The following is a 24,631-nucleotide window of genomic DNA, read 5'->3' on the forward strand; positions in this document are numbered from 1 at the left end:
AGCTGTAACTTGAAAGATGAGTGTATAGGCATGAAATGATATCGGGTGGAAGATGAGTAAAGAAACGAGCAAGGTATTCAAGTTACGTTCTGATTTCGAGCCTGGCGGAGATCAGCCAGAAGCTATCCGGAAATTACAGGATGGGCTGGAGGATGGTCTTGCCCATCAGACATTATTGGGGGTTACGGGATCAGGCAAAACGTTCACGATAGCTAATGTTATTGCAAACATGAATCGACCAACGATGATTTTGGCTCCGAATAAAACGTTGGCGGCTCAGCTCTATAGTGAAATGAAGGAGTTCTTCCCTGAGAATGCAATAGAGTATTTCGTTTCTTACTATGACTATTATCAACCAGAAGCTTATGTGCCCAGCTCTGATACTTTTATCGAAAAAGATGCGTCTGTGAACGAACATATTGAACAGATGCGTTTGTCTGCAACAAAAGCCTTGTTGGAGCGAAGGGATGTTGTTGTGGTTGCTTCTGTTTCCGCAATTTATGGTTTGGGTGATCCCGATAGTTATCTGAAAATGATGCTGCACCTGACTAACGGGATGTTGATAGACCAGCGCTCTATTCTGCGTCGTCTGGCAGAGCTGCAATATACGCGTAATGATCAGGCATTTCAGCGAGGAACTTTCCGTGTACGTGGTGAAGTAATTGATATTTTCCCTGCTGAATCAGATGAACATGCGTTGCGTGTTGAATTGTTTGACGATGAAGTGGAACGGCTTTCTTTGTTTGATCCACTGACAGGGCAGGTGCAATATAATGTTCCCCGCTATACTGTTTATCCCAAAACTCACTATGTAACACCACGTGAGCGTATCCTTCAGGCGATAGAATATATTAAAGTTGAGCTGGATGAGAGACGTAAAGTTCTTCTGGCTTCAGATAAACTGTTGGAGGAACAGCGTATAACTCAGAGAACACAATTTGATCTGGAAATGATGAATGAACTGGGTTATTGCTCCGGGATTGAAAACTACTCCCGCTATCTGTCCGGCCGTGCTCCGGGAGAACCGCCTCCGACTTTATTCGACTACCTGCCAGCGGATGGTTTATTGATCGTGGATGAATCCCACGTCACTATCCCACAATTGGGTGGCATGTATCGGGGAGATCGTTCCCGTAAGGAGACGTTGGTGGAATATGGCTTCCGATTGCCATCAGCGTTAGATAACCGTCCAATGCGCTTTGAAGAATTCGAAGCACTGGCACCACAAACCATTTATGTATCGGCAACACCCAGCCGCTATGAACTGGAGAAATCCGGCAATGAAGTGGTTGAACAGGTGGTGCGTCCAACGGGCCTTATCGACCCAGAGGTTGAAGTTCGTCCAGTTGCGACTCAGGTTGATGACTTATTGTCTGAAATCCGTGCCTGTGCAGTAAAAAATGAACGTGTACTGGTAACCACTCTGACCAAGCGTATGGCGGAGGATTTGACAGAATATCTGGAAGAGCATGGCGAGCGGGTGCGTTATCTTCATTCTGATATTGATACCGTTGAGCGGGTGGAAATCATCCGTGATTTACGCCTGGGAGAATTTGATGTACTGGTTGGGATCAACTTGTTACGTGAAGGTTTGGATATGCCGGAAGTCTCTTTAGTTGCAATCTTAGATGCTGATAAAGAAGGTTTCCTTCGGTCAGAACGTTCTTTGATCCAGACGATTGGGCGTGCAGCGCGTAACCTGCATGGTAAAGCGATTCTGTACGGTGATAAAATTACTGATTCCATGGCGAAAGCAATTAGTGAAACAGAACGTCGTCGTGCTAAACAACAGGCGTTTAATGAAAAGCACGGTATTACACCAAAAGGGCTAAATAAAAAAATCGGCGATATTCTGCAATTTGGCCAACCTGTTAATGGTAAAGGGAGAACTAAGACCAAAGGCAAAGGTAAAGCAGATTTGGGGATGGATAATTACCAGAAACTATCAATGAAAGAATTGGAGAGTAAAATCCGTGAGTTGGAAGAAAAGATGTACCAATATGCTCGGGATCTTGAATTTGAGCAAGCGGCTAACGTGCGTGATCAGGTTCAGGCATTAAGAACACAGTTTATTGTCAATTCTTAAATTGAAATGGAGAGTGAAATAATCACTCTCCATCGGTAATTTAGCTGTGTAATCTGTTGATATAAGCCACTAATGAATGAATTATCCCAATTTTTGCAGCGTATCTTCTATCGCTTGCCGTAATAATTCGCGATCATGACGATAAGGAATATCCTGAGCTTCCAAAACTTGTTGTGTGATAATCCTGTCATTCAAATTGCTGGTATCTGTGCATGGGCCAACAATGATTGCATTAATCATCTTGCGACCAATCGTATTCTCTATCATATCGAGTTTATCTTTCAATGAGAGATCAGCGGCAGCATGACTGAGTTCTTTCCCTAAATTACCGATATAAATCATATTGGCATTACTGCGACGCAAGGATTGAGTTAAATCTTCTAACAGTAATACCGGCATTAAGCTGGTGAAAAAACTACCGGGGCCGATTAGAATCAAATCCGCCTGTTCAATTGCTTCCAGCGCTTCTTTAGTGCCGTTGACATGGGGGTAAAGCATTAATTCTCGCGGGACACAATTCAGTTGGTCGATATTTACTTCGCCATATACCGTATTTCCCTGATCATCTACGGCCATTAAATCAACAGATTGTTCAGACATAGGGATCAGATGAGCATTCACTTTCAGTAGATTGCGGATCAGATTAATCGCCTCAAGAGGTCGGACACTTAAATGATCCAAAGCTTTCAACATCAAATTACCCAGATTATGTCCGGCTAGCTCGCCATTACCACCAAATCGATACTCAAACATGGCTGAAGCAATAGTGGGTTCCGTAATCAACTGATTAAGGCAATTGCGGGTATCTCCCCAAGCGATACCACCTTCGGAACGTCTTATTCTTCCGGTTGAGCCACCATTATCTGTTGTAGTGACAATACCAGTCAGGCGGGTACTGAGAGATGAGAGGGAAGACATGACGCGTCCGAGTCCGTGACCACCTCCGAGGGTAACAACACGATCCAAATCGGCTAATGTTCGGTTTCGCATAGGGTTCCTGTTACTGAATAAATGCCATTGAATAAATTTTATGTAATCTATCATAAAGTATGACGTTTTGAGCAATTGTCATGATTTTATGCGATTTTTATCAGTTATTTTTCTACTCAAATAGAATGAATAGACGACAACAGGTTGATGCTGATGATATTTCGTAACTCGTTGTATATAAATATATATATCGATGTAGAAGTTAGCTTTTTATTGATTTAAGCGTTAGAATCCACACTAAGACTTGGTTATTCACACAATAGTTTACATGATAACTAAGTTTGAAATTAACCCCTAGCCTCTGCATCTAAGTCTTTGCTGTGTAATTTTTTACTACTAATTAGTTCTATCAAAGGATACCACATTGATATGATGCTTTGGCCGTGGCTCTTGAGTCACCAGGGTGCAAGGCAGAAATGCCTGCATCCCCCATGATTGGAAGGTGTTATAGTGGAACAACTTATAGATATATTTTCCCGCAAGTTTTACTACTTGAGGCTATCGGTTACTGATGTCTGTAACTTTCGTTGCACCTATTGTCTGCCCAACGGCTATCAACCCAACAGCTCTCTCTCCAAGGAACACAAATCATTTCTGGCCCTGCCGGAGATCCGTCGTGTCAGCCGTGCATTTGCCGAGCTTGGCACAGAAAAGATCCGTCTGACCGGAGGAGAACCCACTATGCGCCGTGATTTTTGCGATATTATTGCGACGGTGCATGAAAATCCGCAGATTAAAAAAATTGCTGTCACGACTAATGGCTACCGTATGGAGCGTGATGTTGCTCGCTGGAAAGAAGCTGGCCTTACAGCAATCAATGTGAGTGTGGATAGTCTCGATCCCCGCCAATTTTACGCTATTACCGGGCAGGATAAGTTTTTTCAGATTATGCGTGGCATTGATGCGGCCTTTGAAGCAGGATTCAGCACAGTAAAAGTTAATTCGGTGTTGATGAAGAATATCAATGATACCAGCCTGCCAGCTTTTCTTGATTGGATAAAGCATCGTTCAATTCAATTGCGCTTTATCGAATTGATGGAAACCGGAGAAGGTAGTGCAACTTTCCAGCGTCATCATCTTTCCGGCGATGTGATCCGTCGTCATTTACTCCAACAAGGTTGGCAGCAGCAGCAGCGAGCACGTAGTGACGGGCCGGCTCAGGTGTTCAGGCATACAGACTATCAGGGAGAAATCGGTTTGATCATGCCGTATGAAAAAGACTTCTGCCAAAGTTGTAATCGCCTGCGTGTTTCAGCCATTGGCAATCTTCACCTGTGCTTGTTTGGTGAACAGGGGATACCGTTGCGTGATTTATTATCCGATGACACATCACTTAATGATTTGAAATTACGTATTCAGGGCGGGTTGCGTCATAAACGTGAAACGCATTTTCTACACCAGGGAAATAGTGGCATTACCCCTAATCTTTCTTTTATTGGCGGTTAATTTAACGGCTTAATTTATTTTCAGGAGCAAGAATGTCCCAATTAACTCATATCAATACTGCGGGTGAAGCTCATATGGTGGATATTTCTGCCAAAGCAGAAACTGTGCGTGAGGCCAGAGCGGAAACCTTTGTTGAAATGCAGGCCGAAACGCTGGCTATGATTATTGCCGGCGATCATCACAAAGGGGATGTTTTTGCAACGGCCCGCATTGCAGGCATTCAGGCCGCGAAGCGGACTTGGGAATTAATTCCTTTGTGTCATCCTTTGTTACTCAGTAAAGTTGAGGTTCAATTAGAGGCACAAACAGAACATAACCGCGTCAGAATTGAATCCTGTTGTCGTTTGGCAGGCAAAACCGGGGTGGAAATGGAAGCCTTGACAGCCGTTTCCGTAGCAGCACTGACAATTTACGACATGTGCAAGGCAGTACAAAAAGATATGGTTATCGGGCCTGTACGTTTGCTGGAAAAAAGTGGTGGAAAATCGGGAAATTTTAAGGTGGAAAAATGATAAAAGTTCTGTTTTTCGCTCAAGTCCGTGAGTTGGTGGGAACCGATTATCTTGAAGTGCCCAGTGAATATCCAACGGTAGCCCATCTTCGTCAGGCACTACTTGAAAAAGGTAAACGCTGGAAATTGGCGTTGGAAGAAGGCAAATTGCTGGTGGCTGTGAATCAATCCTTTGTCCATGCTGAACATCCTCTGTGTGATGGTGATGAAGTGGCGTTTTTTTCGCCTGTTACAGGAGGGTAAGTATGGAAAATACACGGATTTGTATCCAGAAAGAGGTATTTAATGTTGGTGCAGAATACCAATGGCTGGCACAGTGTGATGAAGATGGTGCGGTTGTGACCTTTACAGGCAAGGTACGTAACCACAATCTTGGCGATAATGTCCGAGCGTTAACACTGGAACACTATCCGGGCATGACGGAAAACATGTTGCAGAAGATTGCTGATGAAGCTCGCCAGCGTTGGCCATTACAACGTATCAACATTATTCATCGTATTGGAAAGTTATATCCGGGGGATGAAATTGTATTTGTCGGCGTAACAAGCGCCCATCGCAGCATGGCTTTTGCTGCGGCTGAATTTCTGATGGATTACTTGAAGACCCAGGCTCCTTTTTGGAAAAAAGAATTCCTTAATGATGGAGAACGTTGGGTGGAAACAAAGGAAAGCGATCGGGAAGCTGCTAGTCGCTGGTTAACTCAATGATATAAAATCAGAAAAAATATATTAGCGGAGTATTTTGCGAACTATCTCTAAAACTGGGTAAAGAAATAATATATCACTAAAATTGTCATTAATTGGCAGATGGTTTTGTTCATGTTCTATGCTAGTGTATAGTATTTGAAATAGATTGTTTATTTTTAACAGTCTATACCCTTAAACATTGTCATAAAAGGTAATCGTCATGGACCGATATCAACGTCCTAGTGGTTCGATTGTCCAGCAAGCTGGTTCAGGTATACAAACTTATATGGCACAAGTCTACGGTTGGATGACTTGTGGTTTGTTATTAACAGCATTTGTTGCATGGTATGTGGCAAATACGCCGGAAATTTTATATGCCATTTTCAGTAACTCTATCGTATTTTATGGTTTGATCATTGCGCAACTTGCATTGGTGTTTGTGCTGTCTGGTCTGGTGCATAAAATGAGTGGTGCTCTGGCGACAGGGCTGTTTATGCTCTATTCCATGCTAACCGGGCTGACGTTATCCAGTATTTTTGTGGTTTACACCAGTAGCTCTATTGCCAGTACTTTTGTTATTTCGGCAGCGATGTTTGGTGCGCTGAGTGTTTATGGTTATACCACGAAGCGTAGCCTGAGCGGTTTAGGCAGTTTCCTGTTTATGGGGCTAATCGGTATTGTACTGGCTTCTTTGGTCAATATCTGGCTGAAAAGCCCGGCTCTGATGTGGGCAATTACCTATATTGGGGTTCTGATCTTTGCCGGCCTGACTGCTTACGATACCCAGAAACTGAAAGAAATGGGTGCTGAGCTGGATGTCAACGATAAAGAGAACCTGCGCAGATACTCCATCACTGGTGCACTAACGCTGTATCTGGATTTCATCAACCTGTTCCTGATGCTGCTGCGCATTCTGGGTGATCGCCGTTAATTGCTGACGGCTTGCGATTTTTGATGAAAAAGACCCTGTTTGATACAGAGTCATATTGTGAATAAGCCCCTAAGCCTCATTATTTAAAATAATGAGGCTTATTTTTATAGAAGAATTGACATACAAATAGTTATCTTATATACCTCAAAATATGGTCAACAAAGCTGCAACTTGAGAAGCGATAAGTATAAATATACCTATAAGATATCAAACGTAGTATTTTGATATCTAAAAATGAATTTCATTATAGAATTCACTTCATGTTTTATTAGGAGTATAGATATGTTAAATTCTTATGGTAAAACTGAAATTTCAGAATATTTATCTAAAATAAATAAATCATTAGAAAAAAGGGAGCAAATAAGCCAGAGTGATATTTTAGAATTACATGATAAATCCCATATCTTATACATGGTTGATAGGATTAATAAAGAAAATAAAGGAGTAAATATAAAAGTAGTTAATGATGTTTCTCAATTCCCTGTTTACATTGAAAATATGATAGATAATAAAGAGAACTCTGCAAGATTTATTGTGTTTGTCAATGATAGAGTATTTTTTTTATCACATGCTGTAGTTTTTGATTGTTATCATTTTAAAAATAGAGGTATATCTATTTTAGGTATAGAGTCTGGAAATTCAAGATTATCTGATTTCCCTTTGGAAATGGCGAAACGTTGTGAAAAGCTTAACTTTAATAATGTACATAATAAAGTTTCTTTACATATATTATCCACTAGACAGCAGAACAGTGGCACAGAATGTATGATATATAGCTTAGCTCTAGCAAAAATGCTTTTTAAAGAACGAGAAAAACTATTGTCATTACATGAAAAGAATCTAAATGACGATTTTGAAGTTGAGGAAACACTTAAATCTGTTGTTAAACAATCGGATACAGATAAATACTTACTTCCTTCATTAATGAAGCATTGTCAGTCAACAAGGAGAGTAAAGGAATATCTTTCAACAGAGCTGGATAGAGGGATATTTGGTAACCTTAATAAGAATACCTATAAAGTGAATAAGTTGAATGAGACCTTACTTCGAAGGCATGAACGTACACTCACTAGTGAAAGTATACCTGTTAAACTTAATATTCCTGGTAAAAACGAATTCATTGAATCTAATGTTATTAGGAGAGGGATTACTTATAACAATTCAATTTTTCTAAAGAGAAAAAGAGATATTGAAAAGTTATTAGGTATTTATAAAAAATAATAATTAGTGTCACTCTATAGAATAAGATATGCGTTAATTCATTTAAATGAAAAAAATAGTTAATTCACTTATATGGTCATTTGTTATTACAACAGTATAAAAGTAACTTATGACATAAATAATATTTATTTATGTCATAATATAGTCTTGTAATACATCAGCCAGAAAGTTGAATGGGTTAAATAGAGGAAAATATTTTATATAATAAAATTCTATTTATAAATTATCCTGTTTGGATTTATTTAAGTATCGTAAACTAAAACATTACGCAATCTTACTCCGAAATAATCGGTAAGCAATTCCATTTGTAGTGACAATAATCAACAATAACGGCCATAAACTATGCCAGATAACCGAAAAGTCAGCACCTTTTAAATAAATCTGCTTGGTTATATCTGTAAAATGCCGGATTGGGTTTATCCACGTTATGTTTTGCAGCCAGGCTGGCATATTCTCGACGGGAGAGATATAACCAGAGAGTAAAATAGCTGGCATTATAAACACAAATACACCGATAAAAGCCTGCTGTTGAGTTGAACAGATGGCGGAGATAAGGAGGCCAAATCCAACCAGCGATAATCCATAAACCAGAATACAACCATAAAATAATAGCAATGAACCGGAAAAAGGGATCTGGTAACACAATGTTCCAATCAACAAAACGATACTTGCCTGAATCGTTGCTACGACTAACGCCGGAATGGCTTTGCCAATAAAAATCTGCCAAGTAGTCAGCGGGGAAACCAATAATTGATCCAATGTTCCCTGTTCTCTTTCACGGGCAACGGAAAGGGCAGTAACGATCAAAACGCCAATGGTTGTTATCATGGCAACCAGAGATGGAACAACAAACCATTTATAATCCAGATTGGTGTTATACCAGTTACGAATGATCAACTCACTGTTATTGAGACTCGGTGCATTACCCAGTAGTTCTTTCTGGTAATCCATTACAATTTGTTGAAGGTAATTAGCGGCAATTTGTGCGCTGTTTGAATTACGTCCATCCAACAGAACTTGAATTGAAGTAGGGATATGGCTGGCGAGATGGGCACTAAAATTTTGTGGGAAACGAACCAGTAGCAGGGCGTCACGGTTATCCAATGTTGGCCGAATTTCCTGTGAACTGTTCAACATAATAACATCAGGAAAGGCTTTCGATTTAGCCAGCCGCTGGGTTAGTTCAATGGAAGCCCGTCCTTTATCTTCGTCATAAATCGCAATGGTAGCGTTTTTTACTTCCAGCGTAGCAGCCCACGGAAACAGGCTCATCTGGAAGAGTACAGGTAAGATCAGAGTGGCTCGTGTTTTAGGATCTCTCAGGAGAGACTGCAATTCTTTCATGACGAGTGTATATAGACGATGAAACATATTCTTTCCTTTTTAATCCAGATGCCGGCGGGTTTTCCATGCAGTCAGGCCGATAAACACGATGGCACTGGCAATCAGAAACAGCAAGTTTGTGATTAAAACGGTGACGACATTACCTGCTAAAAATAACGTTTGTAAGCTGCTGACAAAATAACGGGCAGGAACGATATAAGTGAATACCTGAATCAAAGCCGGCATGCTGTTAATTTCGAACACAAAGCCGGATAGCATAACCGCTGGCAAAAAGGCGGTATTCAGGGAAATCATCGCAGCATTAAACTGATTGCGTGTTACCGTTGAAATTAATAATCCCATTCCCAAAGCTGTAGCAAGATACAGACTGGAAATCAAAGCGAGTATCCAAAGGGAACCATGATAAGGAATATCCATAATAAATACGGCAAATACCATGCAAAGCACCATAACGAAAGAGCCCAGAATCTGATAAGGCAATAACTTAGAAAGCAACAATTCGGTTCGGGTAACCTGGGTGGATAAAAGGGCTTCCATTGTACCTCGTTCCCATTCACGAGCGACAACCAGAGAAGTAAGGATTGCGCCAACGACTGTCATGATAATTGAAACAGCACCGGGAATTAGGAAATGTTGGCTGATAGTGGCAGGATTAAACCAATAGCGAATTTGCATCTCAATCAATGGCGTCGTTGAGCTCCCACGATCTTGCCCTTGTTGCTGTAACCAGATTTGCCAGATACCTTTAGCGTAGCTTTGCACAAAATTGGCTGTATTCGGTTCACTACCATCTGTGATTACCTGAATCGGAGCATGATCGCCAACACGGGCAAGTCGGGCATCGAAATTAACTGGAATAACAATAATGCCGCGGATCTCATTCGCCTGTATTTTATTGATTAAAAGTTGACGATCATTGCTGATTGTAGCATCAATATAAGGCGACCCTATAAATGCGTGCACCAACTCGCGGGCATCTTCGCTTTGTTGCTCCATCAAAATTCCGAGGCGAAGTTTGCTGGAATCAAGGTTAATTCCATAACCAAAAATAAACAGCAATATGAGTGGAATAACCACAGCAATTAAGGTACTGCTGGGATCGCGGATAATCTGTTTGCTCTCTTTAATACAAAGTGCTTTTAATCGCCGCCATGAAAAACTGACGGCTTTTTGAGTAGAGGGAGTAGGGGCAGGATGATTCTGTTCAATGCCACTCATTGCGGCTCCTTATCATAATTCACCACGAGATCGATAAAAACATCTTCCATTGAAGGGTTAGAGCGGTCAGTGGTCGATATTTGCTGCTTCAGCTCATCGGGCGTACCTGCTGCAATTAATTTTCCCCGAAAAACTAACCCGATACGGTCACAATACTCTGCTTCATCCATGAAATGTGTCGTTACCATCACAGTCACACCTTTATCCACCATACCGTTGATATGTAGCCAGAATTCACGACGAGTCAATGGATCAACACCCGAAGTTGGTTCATCCAAAAACAGAATATCCGGTTCATGCATCAGAGCGCAGGCGAGGGCGAGGCGCTGTTTAAAGCCGAGTGGCAGACTGTCGGTAGTTTGGTGCAGAATTGGTCTCAGACTAAAAGCACTGATCATATCTGTCATTTTTTTCTGTTGATGGCGGCCACTCAAGCCATAAACACCGGAAAAGAATTTCAGGTTTTGTTCTACTGTTAAGTCACCATAGAGTGAAAATTTTTGTGCCATATAACCAAGACGCTGGCGAGCTTTACCTGAACTGGTTTTTAAATCCATATTCAGTACCAGCGCATTGCCGTGAGTAGGGAGCATTAATCCGCACATCATTTTGAATGTCGTCGATTTTCCGGCTCCGTTTGGCCCCAGTAAGCCGAAAATCTCCCCACGTTTCACCTGAAAATTCACATGATCTGTTGCAGCAAAATCCCCGAATTTTTTCGTCAGGTTACGGGCTTCTATTACGATTTCTGTCGGATTCGGTGGGATTTGAGGCATGATTTCTGCCAGCTCTGAGCGGTGGGAAGGACCACCACCTAAGAGGTCGATAAAGGCATCTTCAAAACGTGGCTCGGCATCCAGAATCTCTACATCGGGTAAACCTATTTGCTGAAGTAACTCATCTTTATCTGCATCAGCTTTTAAAATTAAGCGGAGATATCTGCCCTGGATCACTCCATCAGTCACTTGTGGCAAGGTGAGTGCGTGTTGCAGCGTTTTTCGGCGGGAGTCTGGTTTGATATCAAGCAGAAAAGAGCGTCCGACAATACTTTGGGTTAATTTCTGTGGTTGGCCGCGATAGAGTAATTCCCCCTGATTCAATAACAAAACATCAGGGCATAACTCAGCCTCATCTAAATAAGAGGTGCTCCATAAAATCAACATTCCATCGGAAGCGAGTTCATGCACCATCTGCCATAATTCCCGCCGGGCAATGGGATCTACGCCGACACCGGGCTCATCAAGCAATAATACCTTTGGGCTGCCGACCAATGTACAGGCAAGCCCCAACTTTTGTTTCATTCCGCCGGAGAGTTTACCTGCCAGCCTGCCAGTAAAATGTGTTAAGTCAGTGAAGGTCAGTAACTTTTGGAAGATGGCTTTTCGTTCTTCTCCGAGTACACCACGTAGATCAGCATACAAATTGAGATTTTCTAATACGGTTAAATCTTCATATAGACCGAACTTTTGCGGCATATAACCAAGTTCAGAACGTACTTCAACACTGTCCTTAATGGGATCAAGCCCCATGATTTCAATATTGCCATTATCAGGTTTCAATAACCCTGCTAACATTCTTATCAGTGTGGTTTTTCCTGCACCATCCGGGCCGACAAGTCCTGTGACAGAACCCCCGAAGATTTCTGCATTCAGATGGGATACAGCGGGTTTTTCTAACCCTGAAAAAGTTTTCTCCACACCGTTCAGTTTTATCGTATATGCTGAACTGGTCATATTCAGCCTTACTTGTGTGGCTCAGTAAAACGTAAGGTGACAGGCATTCCTTGTTTCAATCCCTCATCGGGATCGCTGACAATAATGCGCAATCGATAGACCAGATCGGTTCTTAAATCCGGGGTTTCAACATTTTTCGGGGTAAATTCAGCGGTCGGAGAAACAAAGCCAATTTTGCCGTGATAGGGTTGGTTTTTCCGTCCATCGGTATAAATCAGGATATCGCGTCCTGCCACTGCCTGATTGAGATTAGGCTCATTAATGTATGCTCTGATCCAGACCGGATTAGTCAGTGATAGCGTAAATACTGTATTTCCGGCAGCCAGAATTGTCCCTGGCTCAATGGCTCTGGTAAGAATAATTCCGGCGGATGGTGAAATGAGGTGGGTATCTTGTAAATTGAGTTCAGCTTGTGCGACAGTTGCTTCGGCCTGTGCGAGTTGTGCTTTAGTGGCGGCGATTTCTTCTTTGCGATATCCCGTTTCAAACTGAAGTAATTTATCTTTTGCGGCTTGATAAGCGGCCAATGCCTGGCGTTGCCCTGTTCTGGCATTTTCCAGATCATTGGCTGAGATCATTTGACGTTGCCATAATTCCTGTTGACGTTTCAGAAAACTATCGGTAAAGCGGAATGCTGACTCTTTTTGAGCAACTTCGGCGCGTACCTGAGCGATTTCTTCAGAGCGATAACCAGTTTCTGTTTTGGTAAGATTTGCCCTAGCTGTATCGCGATTTGCTTTGGCTTGATTCAATGCATTATTAAAAGGGGAGTTATCGAGTTGACCAAGGAGTTGCCCTGCGGTGATGGTCTCTCCTTCATCCACCAGCAGGTTTTCTAATTTACCACTGACCCGAAAGCCAAGGTTGACAGTTCTGACATCAACATTGCCATATAGGGTTAACTCTTTGTCATTTTTCTCCTGATAATAATAAATGCTAATAACACCGATAATCATGACGATCGCCAATAGGACAAGAGCAAACTTTTTAGTGTTCATACTACTATCCCTTATGCGTTATTAAATTTTAAAGTTACGCTGTTTGTTGGTTATTTTTTTCGCAACCCATTAAGCAAAACATTAATGTGTTGAGTCAAAACTTGGTTAATTAATTCGTATTCTTTGCTGCCAATATTATCCCAACCGGTTTGGCGTAATAGTGCTTCTCGTGCCAACCGGAAAGAAAGGATCTCGCCTAGTAAGGCATGAGTATGGATTTGTGTTGAAATTTTTCCTTCATCAGCACCGATATAATAGGCGATCAACTTATTCAGGCGAGAGTAAATTGGGGCCAGCCCTTGTTCATGGATGACGCTATAAGCTTCTGTCGGTGTCAATTGCTCATGTGACATAATGCGACTGAGATTCAGACTGCTTTTATCGAAAATAAGACGGTTATAGCTAATCAAGCCTTGATGAATAAATGCCAGTATTTGGTCTTGTGAGTAAGGTTGGGGGGTGGTGATAAAAAATTGGTCAATGGTTTTAATCAGCAGAGAGAATTCGGTTTTTAGTCTATCTGCAATATGGTGTGCGACAGCAAGGTATAACCCTTCTTTGGAACCAAAATAATAAGCGATAGCAGCGATATTCTGTTTTGCGTGTTGGGCAATATTACGAGTGGTCGCACCTTCCAGGCCTGATTTACCGAAAATTTCTAATGCAGATTCAATAAGTTGCTGTTTAGCATGTTCACCTCGTGAAGTCTGAGCCGTTTTTGCTGCCATGTTAAGAAATATCCTGTGATAAAAATTGCTGAAATGGTTATAAATATATCAATCGTATGATTAACTTTAAAGCTATAACCACTGGATTTCAAGATGCAGTCAACAAAGCTTAATTTGCACGACAAAGAGTATAAAACAGGCTGATGTAAATTTACTTGTGTGCTCATGCTGTTTGAAAAAACATATCTGTTATAATGCCACGCTTATGGTGCATTGCAGTTTGTGTAATTTCTTTTGCGATTTATCGCGTCTATTTTTTCTTCCCATAAAACTGCCCCTGAATTGATATCAGGAATGGTGAAGTCTGGAGTATTTCTTATTTATGAATTTTGAGTCACTCGGCTTGAAGGCTGATATTTTGCGTGCCGTTCAAGAACAAGGCTATGCAGAACCTACCCCTATTCAGCAACAGGCAATTCCTGTTGTGCTATCTGGTAAAGATCTCCTGGCCAGTGCCCAGACAGGAACGGGGAAAACGGCGGGCTTTACTTTACCTGTCTTGCAGTTATTGAGCGAATCTCCCATTCAATCCAAGAGCCGCCGCCCGGTCAGGGCATTAATTCTGACACCAACCCGTGAATTGGCCGCACAAGTCGGTGAAAATGTGCGTAATTACAGCAAATACCTCCGATTGCGTTCATTTGTAGTATTTGGTGGTGTTAGCATCAATCCACAAATGATGAAATTACGTGGTGGAATAGATATTTTGGTCGCCACACCGGGTCGTTTGCTGGATCTGGAACATCAGAATGCCGTGGACTTATCCCGTGTGGAAATTTTGATTTTGGATGAAGCTGATCGCATGTTAGATATGGGATTTATTCATGATATCCGTCGGGTACTGAATAAACTACCCGCTAAACGTCAGAACTTACTGTTTTCAGCTACATTCTCTGACGAAATCAAAAATCTTGCTAATAAATTGCTGCGTGATCCGGTTAGTGTTGAAGTCGCTCGCCGTAACTCGGCTTCTGAACAGATCGACCAGTCTGTCCATTTTGTGGATAAGAAACGCAAGGGAGAATTGCTTTCTTACATGATTGGCAGCCAAAACTGGCAGCAGGTATTGGTGTTTACCCGCACTAAACATGGTGCGAACCGTCTGGCAGAACAACTTAATAAGGATGGTGTTACTGCGGCGGCGATTCATGGTAATAAGAGTCAAGGAGCCAGAACTCGTGCATTGGCCGATTTTAAAACAGGCCGGATACGTGCGTTGGTCGCAACGGATATTGCTGCTCGTGGATTGGATATCGACCAATTACCTCACGTTGTTAACTATGAATTACCTAATGTTGCAGAGGATTACGTACATCGTATTGGCCGCACTGGTCGTGCAGAAGCAACAGGGCAGGCAATATCACTGGTGTGTGTTGATGAGCATAAACTATTAAAAGATATTGAACGCTTGCTGAAACGGGAAATTCCACGTATCGCGCTCCCTGGCTATGAACCCGATCCTTCCATCAAAGCGGAGCCTATCCAGAATGGACGCAACGGGCGCAGTAATCAATCCCGTGGTCAGGATCAGCGAAGCAGTAACAAACAGGATGACCAGCAACATCATAGTCGCAGCCCACGTGGCAAAGGTTCACCATCACAGCAGCGCCGTTATCGCAGGTCGGTCAAAGCGGCAGCAGGAGAGTAAATTCCATGCGTGTTTTGCTGGCTCCGATGGAAGGGGTTTTGGATTCATTGGTTAGGGAGTTGTTGAGTGAGGTCAATGAGTATGACCTTTGCATTACCGAATTTTTGCGTGTAGTGGACAGCTTGCTGCCAGTGAAATCTTTTTACCGTTTATGTCCTGAATTGCATCATCAGAGCAGGACTCCATCGGGTACGCCGGTCAGGATACAGCTTTTGGGGCAATATCCTGAATGGTTGGCTGAAAATGCGGTCAGGGCGGTGGAATTGGGATCGTGGGGAGTTGATTTAAATTGTGGTTGTCCTTCCAAAACAGTTAATGGTAGTGGAGGAGGGGCCACATTACTGAAAGATCCTGAACATCTCTACCGTGGTGCTAAAGCCATGCGGGAAGCTGTACCGGCAGAATTGCCGGTTACAGTCAAAATACGTCTGGGGTGGGATTCTGATGCCCGTCAGTTTGAAATTGCGGATGCTGTCCAGCAGGCTGGTGCAACGGAATTGGTTGTGCATGGGCGTACTAAGGAAGATGGCTATAAAGCAGAATGCATAAATTGGCAGGCGATTGGAGAGATCCGCCGACGCCTTACTATTCCGGTGATCGCTAATGGTGAAATATGGGATTGGCAGAGTTCACAGGAGTGTATCAAAGTTACCGGATGTGATTCGGTAATGATTGGACGTGGTGCGCTGCATGTGCCGAATCTAAGCTGTGTTATTAAATATAATGCAACGAAAATGGCATGGCATGGGGTGCTCCAGCTCCTGCAAAAATATATCTGGTTGGAAAAGCAGGGAGATACAGGTTCATATCATGTCACACGTATCAAGCAATGGCTTGGTTATTTACGTAAAGAATATGGTGAAGCTGATGAATTATTTATGCAAATCAGAGCATTAAAAACTTCATCTGCTATATCTGAAGTTATTTCTTTAGCCGTAGAGAGTAATGTGTACGCATAAATAATAAAGTGACAGTATATTTTTGTTATACATCTTTCTTCACTCTGTGTATTGGACGTGAAAATCTGACTCTATGGTAAACGAATTAATCGGTTGAATTTTAATATACCGAGGTTATTCAGAATCACCGAAAATACATGATAAAGTCATTGGTATTTTTATCGAAAGAGTACCTTATGTGTAAGGTCAATCTGTATGTTGAATACATGACCTTACTCTATAATTCACTGAAGGAAATGATAATGAAATTAGAAACACTGTCCATCCATGCCGGTTACTCACCTGACCCTACAACCAAAGCCGTTGCAGTCCCGATCTATCAAACAACGTCCTACTCTTTTGATGATTCTCAGCATGGTGCTGATTTATTTGATTTAAAAGTTGAAGGCAACATTTACACCCGCATCATGAACCCAACCAATGATGTATTGGAAAAACGTATCGCCGCTTTAGAAGGAGGAATTGGGGCGCTTGCAGTTGCTTCTGGTATGGCGGCAATCACTTACGCCATCCAGACGATTACTGGCTTGGGAGATAATATTGTCTCCGTAGCAAAATTGTATGGCGGAACTTATAACTTACTGGCACACAATTTCCCGAATATTGGGATTGAAGTTCGTTTCGTTGATCATAACGATCTTACTACCCTTGAAGCGATGATTGACGAAAAAACCAAAGCCGTCTTTTGCGAAACCATCACCAATCCAAGCGGGAATATTATTGATATTCAGGCATTAGCTGATATTGCCCATCGACACGGCATTCCTCTTATTGTCGATAATACTGTCGCAACACCTTATTTGTGCCGCCCATTTGAACATGGCGCAGATATTATCATTCATTCCCTGACCAAATATATCGGCGGTCATGGAACTTCTATTGGTGGAATAATTGTTGATTCAGGCAAATTTTCTTGGGCAGAGCATCAAGATCGTTTTGCGGTTTTAAATACGCCGGATCCTTCCTATCACGGAATAAACTATATAGAACATTTTGGTTCCGCGGCATTTATCGCTCGCTGCCGTGTCGGGCAACTGCGTAGCACTGGTGCGGCACTTTCCCCTTTTAATGCCTTCTTGATCTTACAAGGTCTTGAAACATTGGCTCTTCGTATGGAACGCCATACTGAAAATGCTCTGAAAGTTGCTCAGTATCTGGAACAACATCCTCAGGTTTCCTGGGTTAAATACGCAGGATTGCCGACACACCCTGAATATGATTTGGCTGTTCATTATATGGATGGTAAGTCTTCTGCTATTCTATCTTTTGGTATCAAAGGAGGGGAAAAAGCAGCGATACACTTTATCGATGCTCTGCAATTGGTTATACGTTTGGTCAATATTGGTGATGCAAAATCATTGGCTTGTCATCCGGCATCCACAACTCACCGCCAACTGAATGATGAAGAATTGGTAAAAGCTGGAGTGTCACGTGATCTGATCCGCTTATCTATCGGAATCGAACATATCGATGACATTATTGCTGATCTTGCACAAGCACTGGATACAGCAAAATAATTTTCAATATTATTTGAATAAAAGCCTAAATTGGATAGGCTTTTATACTGCTATGAAAATATGTAGATTTTGATGATAAATAAGATTATTTATATTAATTAATCCATTTTTTGATTTTTTATCTTATTCTGGTTTTTTATGAATGTTATTTATGATGATTTTTGTCGATCTACAAGTCTTATTATTTGCAAAAATTAGGATTGACTAATTTATAATAATGTTTAATCTGGCAAAATTAATACTGATATTAAATTAATTAGTGCCGATTTTTAATGTCAGTCAATTCTATAAATATCACTAATTACTTACAATTATCTTATCTTTTACTATTTGAAATTCTTTTAATTAGTGTCTTAAATTAGGACGTAGAATTAAGAAACTTTCAGTAAGATCACCCCATAGCTATTTTTAGCTCTTAACTAATATTAACTCTTAATTAACTAATAAATTCAGGAGGTTGAAAATGGGTATCTTGTCATGGATTATCTTTGGTTTAATTGCCGGAATTATAGCGAAGTGGATCATGCCGGGAGATAATAGCAGTGGTATCATTATGACAGTGATTCTTGGGATCGTTGGTGCGGTTATTGGCGGCTATATCAGCACTTTCTTTGGTATGGGAAAAGTAGATGGTTTTAACCTGGGAAGTTTCTCTATTGCAGTTATTGGCGCATTAATCGTTCTATTTATATACCATAAAGTTTCTAACTAATCGATTGGCAAAAGTAATAGGTTTCATATGGTTGATATCATATGTTCGATAGAAAAAAGGGGTTAAAAAAAGGGCATGATACTTTAATGCCCTTTCTTATTTCGGTGTGCTTATAATTTATTAAACAGCTCTCTACCTTTCTAATGGAAGACTATTATCTGCTCCCCATTCAGCCCAGGAACCATCATATAGTCCTGCTGTTTTATAGCCGATTATATCAAGCCCTAATACTAAAACGGCTGCTGTCATACCAGAGCCACAACTGGTAATAATTGGTCGATTTAAATCGACGCTTTGATGTTTAAATATTTGCTCGATTTCATCTGGTGATTTATAGCGACCATCCTCAATTAATGCTGTCCACGGGACATTTTTAGAGCCAGGAATATGACCCATTCTTAAACCGGGACGCGGCTCTGGTACTTTGGCCTGAAAACGATCTTCTGCTCTGGCATCAATAAATTGTGTCGGCGTATTGCTTTGCAGGGCATCCAGGATCTGTTGTTGGGAAAAAACATATTCAGGCGTAAATTGAATATTGAATTTCTGAGGCTGATGGCTGACCTCTCCTGATTCCGTTGGATAATCCGCCTGTTGCCAGCCTTGTAAGCCACCTTCCAGAATACGGATATGCTGAGCACCAAAAATTTTAAACGTCCACCATGCTCGAGGGGCAGAAAACATATTCCCCTGATCGTAAATTACTACCAAATGATTTTCACTGATCCCCATTGCACTGACAGCCTGTCGGAAAGTTTCTGGCTCCGGTAGCATATGGGGTAATTCGGTCTGGAGATTAGCTATTTTATCAAGATCAAAAAACTGGGCGCCTGGGATATGGTTCTCCAACCACTTCTGATGATAATCGATAGTTTGGGTTGGCATGGGAGCACTGGCATCAATAATAACGACATTCTCATCATTGAGATGTTCACTTAACCACTGTGGAGTCACAAAATATTCATTGTTCATAAGCTTCCTCATCTGATGTGCAATGTCGGATATTGTATGCATTATGTTGTTCAGTTCAGATACTGATAAGTTTGGGATTGTAATAAACTTGAAGATGTATTGATTACTATTGTTGTTCCGTTGGTGTAGTGTGCTGTTGTACTGCTTCCTGCTGTATTTGCTCTTGCTGTGCTTGTTGAGGTTCTTCTGTTGACGCTGTTGACGCTGTTGACGCTGTTGACGCTGTTGAACGGTTATACATATTCATTCCTGCTAAAATAATGCCGCCAATGGAGCCAAGAGTGGATAATACGATAATAATAAGCAGGATTTTTTTCATCTTTGTTCTCAATAACGTTCTTAGTTATAAGGTTTTTGTCACATAGAAAGCCAGCAGTATATAGGCTTCTGCATTCCAGACAAGCGATATACCCTTCACTTTTCAAGATGCAACAGGAAATCTATTGGATATAAGCAGTTTTCTTGTTTTTATAATGGAAAAGCTGGAAAGCCGTTTCCAATAATTACGATATCAGGCTGATCTGATAGCAACTCTGTGGGAGAATAGCGTTCCAATTTTTATGCAGCAAAACTCATGGCACTTTCCAATTCAATAAAAACTCAAATCAGCCAATGGTATAAGGCACTATCCATCCATATCAATGGCTTCGTTCCAAGAGCTCCACAGCGCCAGATGATTGCAGAAGTAGCAAAAACATTGGCAGATGAAGAAGGGCGGCATTTAGTGATAGAAGCACCAACCGGTGTGGGAAAAACGCTGTCTTATCTTATCCCTGGTATTGCTGTCAGTCGGGCGGAACAAAAGCCATTGGTGGTAAGTACAGCCAATGTCGCTTTACAAGATCAGATTTATAGTAAAGACCTACCGTTATTGCGAAAGATTATTCCCGATTTGAAATTTACCGGGGCTTTTGGTCGTGCGCGTTATGTTTGTCCTCGTAATCTGGAAGCTATTTGTGCTGCTGATGGAGAGCAAATTGATTTGATGTTTCTGGTGGAAGATCAGACAACGATTGCCAATAGTGAGGAACGGGAGTTGTGCCGCAGTTTACGTAATGATTATACAACTTCTGTCTGGGATGGTTTACGTGATCACCATAAACTGGCATTGTCGGATTCGCTGTGGTCAAAGATCAGCACGGATAAAATGAACTGTCTGGCGAGAAATTGTCAGTTTTACCATCGCTGCCCATTCTTTCTTGCCAGAAGGGAGATCGAAGATGCCGATGTCGTGGTTGCCAATCATGCTTTGGTTATGGCAGCACTGGAAAGTGAATCTGTCTTACCGGAAGCTAAGAATCTGCTGCTGGTTTTGGATGAAGGCCATCATGTTCCCGATGTTGCAAGGGACTCACTGGAAGTTGAAGGGGAAATCACACTATTTCAGTTAAATGGGCAACTGGATTCGTTTGTTCGTCATGTAGAACAGTATTTGCTTCAGTTTCGCCCTGCAAAACCACCCACTTTAGCCAATATTACCCGTTTGCAGGCACACTGTGAAAAAATCTGTGAATGTTTTAAAGAACTGTCGGATATCACACAGGTGTTGTTGCCTGAAAACAGTGAAGTGGAAGAATATCTGTTTGAATTGGGAAAACTGCCGGATAACTTGCTGTTGTGTTGCCAGCAACTATTCAAACTTACTGATGGATTACGCAGCTTATCTGAAGCGATTTTAAGTGATCTTACCGAGCAAACAGCCAAACAGGATATTGTCAGATTGCACCGTGCTATCTTGCAGACTAGCCGGACATTAGGTTATTTCGAAAATATGACGAAACTGTGGCGATTGGCTGCACAGGAGGAATCTTCCCACGCCCCGATATCAAAATGGTTAACACGCCGTTATGAGAAGAATCAGTCTCATCTCTACTTTCATTGCGCAGGCATTCGGGTAAGTGAACAATTAACTCAATTATTATGGCGAAATATTCCTCATGTTGTGGTGACATCGGCAACATTATGCTCCCTGAATAGTTTTTCCCGTATTCAGGAGCTGACGGGGTTACATGAAAATCATGATGATCGTTTTATTACGTTATCATCTCCTTTTGAGCATGTGCGGCAAGGGCATCTGATTATTCCTAAGATGACAGAAGAACCCACAATTCATAATGAAGTGAAACATCTTGAGGAGATGGCTCGTTATTTTCGTGCACAAGTTTTGCTGGGCAAACATCAGGGGATGTTGGTGTTATTTAGCAGCCAACGAGCAATGGACGGTTTTCTCACTTTCGTAAAAGATTTACGACTAATGTTATTGGTACAAGGAGATCAGCCGCGATATCGACTGGTGGAAACCCATTGCAGGCGTATTGATGAAGGGCAGGCGAGTGTTCTGGTTGGGTTACAATCCTTTGCAGAAGGGTTGGATCTGAAAGGCGATTACCTTTCACAAGTGCATATCCATAAAATTGCTTTTCCACCCGTTACAAATCCCGTCATTATCACTGAAAGTGAATGGCTGAAATCTTTGAAGCGTTATCCGTTTGAAGTGCAAAGTCTGCCGAGTGCTTCTTTCAGTCTGATCCAACAAGTGGGGAGATTGATACGCAGCCATGAATGTTATGGGGATGTAGTGATTTATGACAAACGGTTATTAACCAAGCGTTATGGTTCCCGATTGTTGAATGCGTTACCTGTATTTCCGATTGAACAGCCCAAAATACCCTCGGAAGAAGAATTGGTGCGGATGAAAAAGGATAAATAATAAAAGAGTTAATATTATTTATCCTTTAAACAGAATTTTATGGATAACAGCTATTTATCCTACTTTTTTCAGGAAGCAGGTTTTTAATACTAATCCTTTGATCTTATCGGCATTACATTCAATTTCATCTTCCCGATTGGTAAGACGAATATTCTTAATTAATGTACCGCGTTTCAATGTGTTAGAGGTTCCTTTGACCTTCAGATCTTTGATGACCTGGACTGAATCACCATCATTCAGCAGTGCACCGTTAGTATCTTTGACTTCGATATCCATCGTATATAATCCTCATGTTTGTTTTTAGAACAGACAGTATTATAAAGAGAAAAGTAATTTTTTAAAGGTTAGTATGATTTTTTACGCTATAACTTCTATTTTTGGATATTTTTAATAACAAAAAAGGCCGTGATAACGGCCTTAACATTATGAAAGGATACTCTCTATCTCATTGCTCAATATTGGCTTCAATAAACCATAAAAATTTGTCGAGATCACGGGAAGCAGCAGTGAACATATCTGCTGTGTCTTCATCCTTTGCATCAACAATAGCCTGATGGATATCATTGGCAACGATAGCATAGCGATCTGCCAGTGCTTTTAAGTGATCTTGCACATCATGAATATCTGTTGGATAACTTTCTAGCCGAGTCCCTTTATGAACATCCTGAGTCGTCCCCAGTGCAATTCCCCCTAATTGCACTACACGTTCTGCAAAAGTATCGAGATGCTCAACAAGTGTGGTACGGAAATCATCCAGCATTTGATGAATGGCAATAAAGTTTCTGCCGCGTATATTCCAGTGGGCTTGTTTGGTCATCAAAGACAAATCAATAAATTGGATCACCATATGGTTCAGGGTGGAAATAGAACTTTGCTTAATACCCTCATCAATATTATTACGGGTGTAAATCAACTTAGAGGGATTTTTTCTGATAAATTTTGCTGTACTCATCGTAATGCTCCCTTAATTTAAATTATACCCATAGTCTTTCAGGTCTCAGCTCCTCTGGCTGTATCTTGAAATCCAAAAGGTATAACGAATTATCTTATTGGATACATTAAAAGTAGCTGATCATTTATCAGAAGTCATATTGCTTTATTCTATCAAATTGATAGTTGATAAAAATATCATTAATCAAAACCGGATAATACTAAGTTCGCCCGGCCTTGAGGAATTATGCAATATTATTAAAATAGTTTATTCAACCTTTTCGATTTTGGTCTTCTGTTTCACGGTGGAAGTAGAACCAATTGAGGCACAGATAATGCAGAAAAGGGCGAGCCATTGCGTCGTAGTTAAGTGCTCATTCAGGAAAATGATACCTGACAAGGCACCTAATGCAGGTTCCAGACTCATTAAAGTACCAAATGTTTTGGCAGGTAAGCGGGTAAGCGCAATCATTTCCAGTGTATAGGGAAATGCAGTCGACAAAATGGCAATCCCCAAAGCAACGGGCAACAATGAGACATCAGACAGGAGTTCCGGGCCGGTTTGGATTAACCCCACTGGAAAGAAAATCAAAGCAGCAATTAATGAACCGATCGAAACCGTTGCAGCACCATAGCCTGCACCGGCACGTTGACCGAAGATAATATAGAGCGCCCAAAAAAAACCTGCTCCTAATGCATACAAAATACCGATAGGATCAAGTGTGCTGACGTCATCCCCGATAGGTAACAGAAAACCTAATCCGGCAATGACCAAAGCGATCCAGAGAAAATCCTGTGGACGACGTGAGGAAAACATCGCAACAGCAAGAGGGCCGGTAAATTCAAGTGCAACGGCGATGCCAAGAGGAATTTTGGAAAGTGCCATGTAAAACAGATAATTCATTCCACCGAGTGAAATGCCGTAGGCAAGGAGAGGGATGATTGATGACCGCTGAAATTTCAGACGCCAGGGCTTAAAGATCAGGAATAAAATCATTGTCCCCAGTGCAAGTCTCAGAGCTGTTACACCAGGAGCACCAATGACATGAAATACTGTTTTGGCTAATGATGCACCAGCTTGAATTGATGTCATTGAAAGTAATAATAAAACGATAGGAAGTAGAGGAAAAGATGCCGCCCGATGTTTGGAAAGAGACATTTGCAGAAAACCTCAATTACAACATGTTATTTAGGAGTGTCATCTTCGCAGCGAAATAATCAGAACTCAACTGTATTATATGTTGTATGATCATTAAGCTAACGTATAATCAGAAATTAAAAAAATAATAAT

General features: G+C 41.4%; 23 protein-coding genes and 1 riboswitch. Of the genes, 12 read left to right on the forward strand and 11 right to left on the reverse strand.

The window, feature by feature from the left end; all coding sequences use genetic code 11:
- Positions 1-52: 52 nt before the first annotated feature.
- Positions 53-2,086 (forward strand): excinuclease ABC subunit UvrB, encoded by a 2,034-nt coding sequence (gene uvrB, locus Xbud_RS02405; RefSeq protein WP_099134553.1) that lies wholly within the window; start codon positions 53-55, stop codon positions 2,084-2,086.
- 81 nt (positions 2,087-2,167) lie between these two features.
- On the opposite strand, the gene Xbud_RS02410 is transcribed toward uvrB, so the two are convergent.
- A complete protein-coding gene (locus Xbud_RS02410; RefSeq protein ID WP_099134554.1) occupies positions 2,168-3,076 on the reverse strand; it encodes a gluconeogenesis factor YvcK family protein in 909 nt (302 codons plus the stop codon).
- Positions 3,077-3,355: 279 nt separating this feature from the next.
- A riboswitch (molybdenum cofactor riboswitch) is annotated at positions 3,356-3,537 on the forward strand.
- On the opposite strand from Xbud_RS02410, the gene moaA reads away from it, so the two are divergent.
- From moaA to Xbud_RS02440, 6 genes are all read left to right on the forward strand, one after another.
- Positions 3,527-4,522, forward strand: coding sequence for a GTP 3',8-cyclase MoaA (gene moaA, locus Xbud_RS02415; protein WP_099134555.1), 996 nt, complete (start codon positions 3,527-3,529; stop codon positions 4,520-4,522). It overlaps the preceding riboswitch by 11 nt.
- Positions 4,523-4,554: 32 nt before the next feature.
- Positions 4,555-5,034: a cyclic pyranopterin monophosphate synthase MoaC gene (gene moaC / locus Xbud_RS02420; protein WP_099134556.1), complete on the forward strand. Its 480-nt coding sequence runs from the start codon at positions 4,555-4,557 to the stop codon at positions 5,032-5,034.
- Positions 5,031-5,276, forward strand: a complete 246-nt coding sequence (gene moaD, locus Xbud_RS02425; protein ID WP_099134557.1) for a molybdopterin synthase sulfur carrier subunit — start codon at positions 5,031-5,033, stop codon at positions 5,274-5,276. The genes moaC and moaD overlap by 4 nt, the downstream gene beginning before the upstream one ends.
- 2 nt (positions 5,277-5,278) lie before the next feature.
- Complete coding sequence (gene moaE / locus Xbud_RS02430; protein ID WP_099134558.1) at positions 5,279-5,740, forward strand: molybdopterin synthase catalytic subunit MoaE; 462 nt, start codon at positions 5,279-5,281, stop codon at positions 5,738-5,740.
- Between the two features lie 199 nt (positions 5,741-5,939).
- Positions 5,940-6,650: a Bax inhibitor-1/YccA family protein gene (locus Xbud_RS02435; protein WP_099134559.1), complete on the forward strand. Its 711-nt coding sequence runs from the start codon at positions 5,940-5,942 to the stop codon at positions 6,648-6,650.
- A 282-nt stretch (positions 6,651-6,932) separates the two neighbouring features.
- Entirely contained in the window at positions 6,933-7,871 is a 939-nt protein-coding gene (locus tag Xbud_RS02440; protein WP_169923013.1) for a YopJ family acetyltransferase, read from the forward strand.
- A gap of 264 nt (positions 7,872-8,135) precedes the next feature.
- Here the strand turns inward: Xbud_RS02440 and Xbud_RS02445 are convergent, their stop codons facing one another.
- The 5 genes from Xbud_RS02445 to Xbud_RS02465 are packed head-to-tail and all read right to left on the reverse strand — an operon-like array spanning position 8,136 to position 13,892.
- The gene (locus Xbud_RS02445; RefSeq protein WP_099134561.1) at positions 8,136-9,242 is read right to left on the reverse strand and encodes an ABC transporter permease; all 1,107 of its coding nucleotides are present in this window, start codon (positions 9,240-9,242) and stop codon (positions 8,136-8,138) included.
- 12 nt (positions 9,243-9,254) lie between these two features.
- Complete coding sequence (locus Xbud_RS02450; protein WP_099134562.1) at positions 9,255-10,433, reverse strand: ABC transporter permease; 1,179 nt, start codon at positions 10,431-10,433, stop codon at positions 9,255-9,257.
- A complete protein-coding gene (locus Xbud_RS02455; protein ID WP_099134563.1) occupies positions 10,430-12,166 on the reverse strand; it encodes an ATP-binding cassette domain-containing protein in 1,737 nt (578 codons plus the stop codon). Before Xbud_RS02455 ends, Xbud_RS02450 begins: the two co-directional genes overlap by 4 nt.
- 8 nt (positions 12,167-12,174) lie before the next feature.
- Positions 12,175-13,164: a secretion protein HlyD gene (gene hlyD / locus Xbud_RS02460; protein ID WP_099134564.1), complete on the reverse strand. Its 990-nt coding sequence runs from the start codon at positions 13,162-13,164 to the stop codon at positions 12,175-12,177.
- Positions 13,165-13,214: 50 nt separating this feature from the next.
- Complete coding sequence (locus Xbud_RS02465; protein WP_099134565.1) at positions 13,215-13,892, reverse strand: transcriptional regulator; 678 nt, start codon at positions 13,890-13,892, stop codon at positions 13,215-13,217.
- A 322-nt stretch (positions 13,893-14,214) separates the two neighbouring features.
- Here Xbud_RS02465 and rhlE point away from each other — a divergent pair, with 322 nt between their 5' ends.
- The 4 genes from rhlE to Xbud_RS02485 all read left to right on the forward strand — a co-directional run bounded on the left by rhlE (position 14,215) and on the right by Xbud_RS02485 (position 18,728).
- Entirely contained in the window at positions 14,215-15,540 is a 1,326-nt protein-coding gene (gene rhlE, locus Xbud_RS02470) for an ATP-dependent RNA helicase RhlE (RefSeq protein WP_099134566.1), read from the forward strand.
- Positions 15,541-15,545: 5 nt separating this feature from the next.
- Positions 15,546-16,499: a tRNA dihydrouridine(16) synthase DusC gene (gene dusC / locus Xbud_RS02475; RefSeq protein ID WP_099134567.1), complete on the forward strand. Its 954-nt coding sequence runs from the start codon at positions 15,546-15,548 to the stop codon at positions 16,497-16,499.
- A 242-nt stretch (positions 16,500-16,741) separates the two neighbouring features.
- Positions 16,742-18,016, forward strand: a complete 1,275-nt coding sequence (locus Xbud_RS02480) for a bifunctional O-acetylhomoserine aminocarboxypropyltransferase/cysteine synthase (RefSeq protein WP_099134568.1) — start codon at positions 16,742-16,744, stop codon at positions 18,014-18,016.
- Positions 18,017-18,479: 463 nt separating this feature from the next.
- Positions 18,480-18,728 (forward strand): GlsB/YeaQ/YmgE family stress response membrane protein, encoded by a 249-nt coding sequence (locus tag Xbud_RS02485; RefSeq protein WP_099134569.1) that lies wholly within the window; start codon positions 18,480-18,482, stop codon positions 18,726-18,728.
- A 132-nt stretch (positions 18,729-18,860) separates the two neighbouring features.
- Here Xbud_RS02485 and sseA read toward each other — a convergent pair whose 3' ends face one another.
- Positions 18,861-19,700 (reverse strand): 3-mercaptopyruvate sulfurtransferase, encoded by an 840-nt coding sequence (gene sseA, locus Xbud_RS02490; RefSeq protein ID WP_099134570.1) that lies wholly within the window; start codon positions 19,698-19,700, stop codon positions 18,861-18,863.
- Positions 19,701-19,806: 106 nt separating this feature from the next.
- Entirely contained in the window at positions 19,807-20,019 is a 213-nt protein-coding gene (locus Xbud_RS02495) for a hypothetical protein (RefSeq protein ID WP_099134571.1), read from the reverse strand.
- Positions 20,020-20,274: 255 nt separating this feature from the next.
- Here Xbud_RS02495 and dinG point away from each other — a divergent pair, with 255 nt between their 5' ends.
- Complete coding sequence (gene dinG / locus Xbud_RS02500) at positions 20,275-22,410, forward strand: ATP-dependent DNA helicase DinG (RefSeq protein WP_099134572.1); 2,136 nt, start codon at positions 20,275-20,277, stop codon at positions 22,408-22,410.
- Positions 22,411-22,464: 54 nt separating this feature from the next.
- On the opposite strand, the gene Xbud_RS02505 is transcribed toward dinG, so the two are convergent.
- From Xbud_RS02505 to rhtA, 3 genes are all read right to left on the reverse strand, one after another.
- Positions 22,465-22,686, reverse strand: a complete 222-nt coding sequence (locus Xbud_RS02505) for an alkylphosphonate utilization protein (RefSeq protein WP_099134573.1) — start codon at positions 22,684-22,686, stop codon at positions 22,465-22,467.
- 169 nt (positions 22,687-22,855) lie between these two features.
- Positions 22,856-23,362, reverse strand: coding sequence for a DNA starvation/stationary phase protection protein Dps (gene dps, locus Xbud_RS02510; RefSeq protein ID WP_099134574.1), 507 nt, complete (start codon positions 23,360-23,362; stop codon positions 22,856-22,858).
- A gap of 246 nt (positions 23,363-23,608) precedes the next feature.
- Positions 23,609-24,499, reverse strand: coding sequence for a threonine/homoserine exporter RhtA (gene rhtA / locus Xbud_RS02515; RefSeq protein ID WP_099134575.1), 891 nt, complete (start codon positions 24,497-24,499; stop codon positions 23,609-23,611).
- Positions 24,500-24,631 lie beyond the last annotated feature (132 nt).

The organism is Xenorhabdus budapestensis, assembly GCF_002632465.1.
Taxonomy (GTDB): Bacteria; Pseudomonadota; Gammaproteobacteria; order Enterobacterales; family Enterobacteriaceae; genus Xenorhabdus; species Xenorhabdus budapestensis.

Coding starts and splice junctions, on each gene's coding strand:
- dusC (WP_099134567.1), top strand. CDS start 15,546: ATGCGTGTTTTGCTGGCTCCGATGGAAGGGGTTTTGGATTCATTGGTT.
- moaE (WP_099134558.1), top strand. CDS start 5,279: ATGGAAAATACACGGATTTGTATCCAGAAAGAGGTATTTAATGTTGGT.
- Xbud_RS02450 (WP_099134562.1), bottom strand. CDS start 10,433: ATGAGTGGCATTGAACAGAATCATCCTGCCCCTACTCCCTCTACTCAA.
- dinG (WP_099134572.1), top strand. CDS start 20,275: ATGGCACTTTCCAATTCAATAAAAACTCAAATCAGCCAATGGTATAAG.
- Xbud_RS02505 (WP_099134573.1), bottom strand. CDS start 22,686: ATGGATATCGAAGTCAAAGATACTAACGGTGCACTGCTGAATGATGGT.
- Xbud_RS02485 (WP_099134569.1), top strand. CDS start 18,480: ATGGGTATCTTGTCATGGATTATCTTTGGTTTAATTGCCGGAATTATA.
- Xbud_RS02465 (WP_099134565.1), bottom strand. CDS start 13,892: ATGGCAGCAAAAACGGCTCAGACTTCACGAGGTGAACATGCTAAACAG.
- Xbud_RS02440 (WP_169923013.1), top strand. CDS start 6,933: ATGTTAAATTCTTATGGTAAAACTGAAATTTCAGAATATTTATCTAAA.
- moaC (WP_099134556.1), top strand. CDS start 4,555: ATGTCCCAATTAACTCATATCAATACTGCGGGTGAAGCTCATATGGTG.
- Xbud_RS02445 (WP_099134561.1), bottom strand. CDS start 9,242: ATGTTTCATCGTCTATATACACTCGTCATGAAAGAATTGCAGTCTCTC.
- uvrB (WP_099134553.1), top strand. CDS start 53: ATGAGTAAAGAAACGAGCAAGGTATTCAAGTTACGTTCTGATTTCGAG.
- Xbud_RS02455 (WP_099134563.1), bottom strand. CDS start 12,166: ATGACCAGTTCAGCATATACGATAAAACTGAACGGTGTGGAGAAAACT.
- Xbud_RS02435 (WP_099134559.1), top strand. CDS start 5,940: ATGGACCGATATCAACGTCCTAGTGGTTCGATTGTCCAGCAAGCTGGT.
- sseA (WP_099134570.1), bottom strand. CDS start 19,700: ATGAACAATGAATATTTTGTGACTCCACAGTGGTTAAGTGAACATCTC.
- hlyD (WP_099134564.1), bottom strand. CDS start 13,164: ATGAACACTAAAAAGTTTGCTCTTGTCCTATTGGCGATCGTCATGATT.
- Xbud_RS02495 (WP_099134571.1), bottom strand. CDS start 20,019: ATGAAAAAAATCCTGCTTATTATTATCGTATTATCCACTCTTGGCTCC.
- Xbud_RS02410 (WP_099134554.1), bottom strand. CDS start 3,076: ATGCGAAACCGAACATTAGCCGATTTGGATCGTGTTGTTACCCTCGGA.
- Xbud_RS02480 (WP_099134568.1), top strand. CDS start 16,742: ATGAAATTAGAAACACTGTCCATCCATGCCGGTTACTCACCTGACCCT.
- rhtA (WP_099134575.1), bottom strand. CDS start 24,499: ATGTCTCTTTCCAAACATCGGGCGGCATCTTTTCCTCTACTTCCTATC.
- moaD (WP_099134557.1), top strand. CDS start 5,031: ATGATAAAAGTTCTGTTTTTCGCTCAAGTCCGTGAGTTGGTGGGAACC.
- dps (WP_099134574.1), bottom strand. CDS start 23,362: ATGAGTACAGCAAAATTTATCAGAAAAAATCCCTCTAAGTTGATTTAC.
- rhlE (WP_099134566.1), top strand. CDS start 14,215: ATGAATTTTGAGTCACTCGGCTTGAAGGCTGATATTTTGCGTGCCGTT.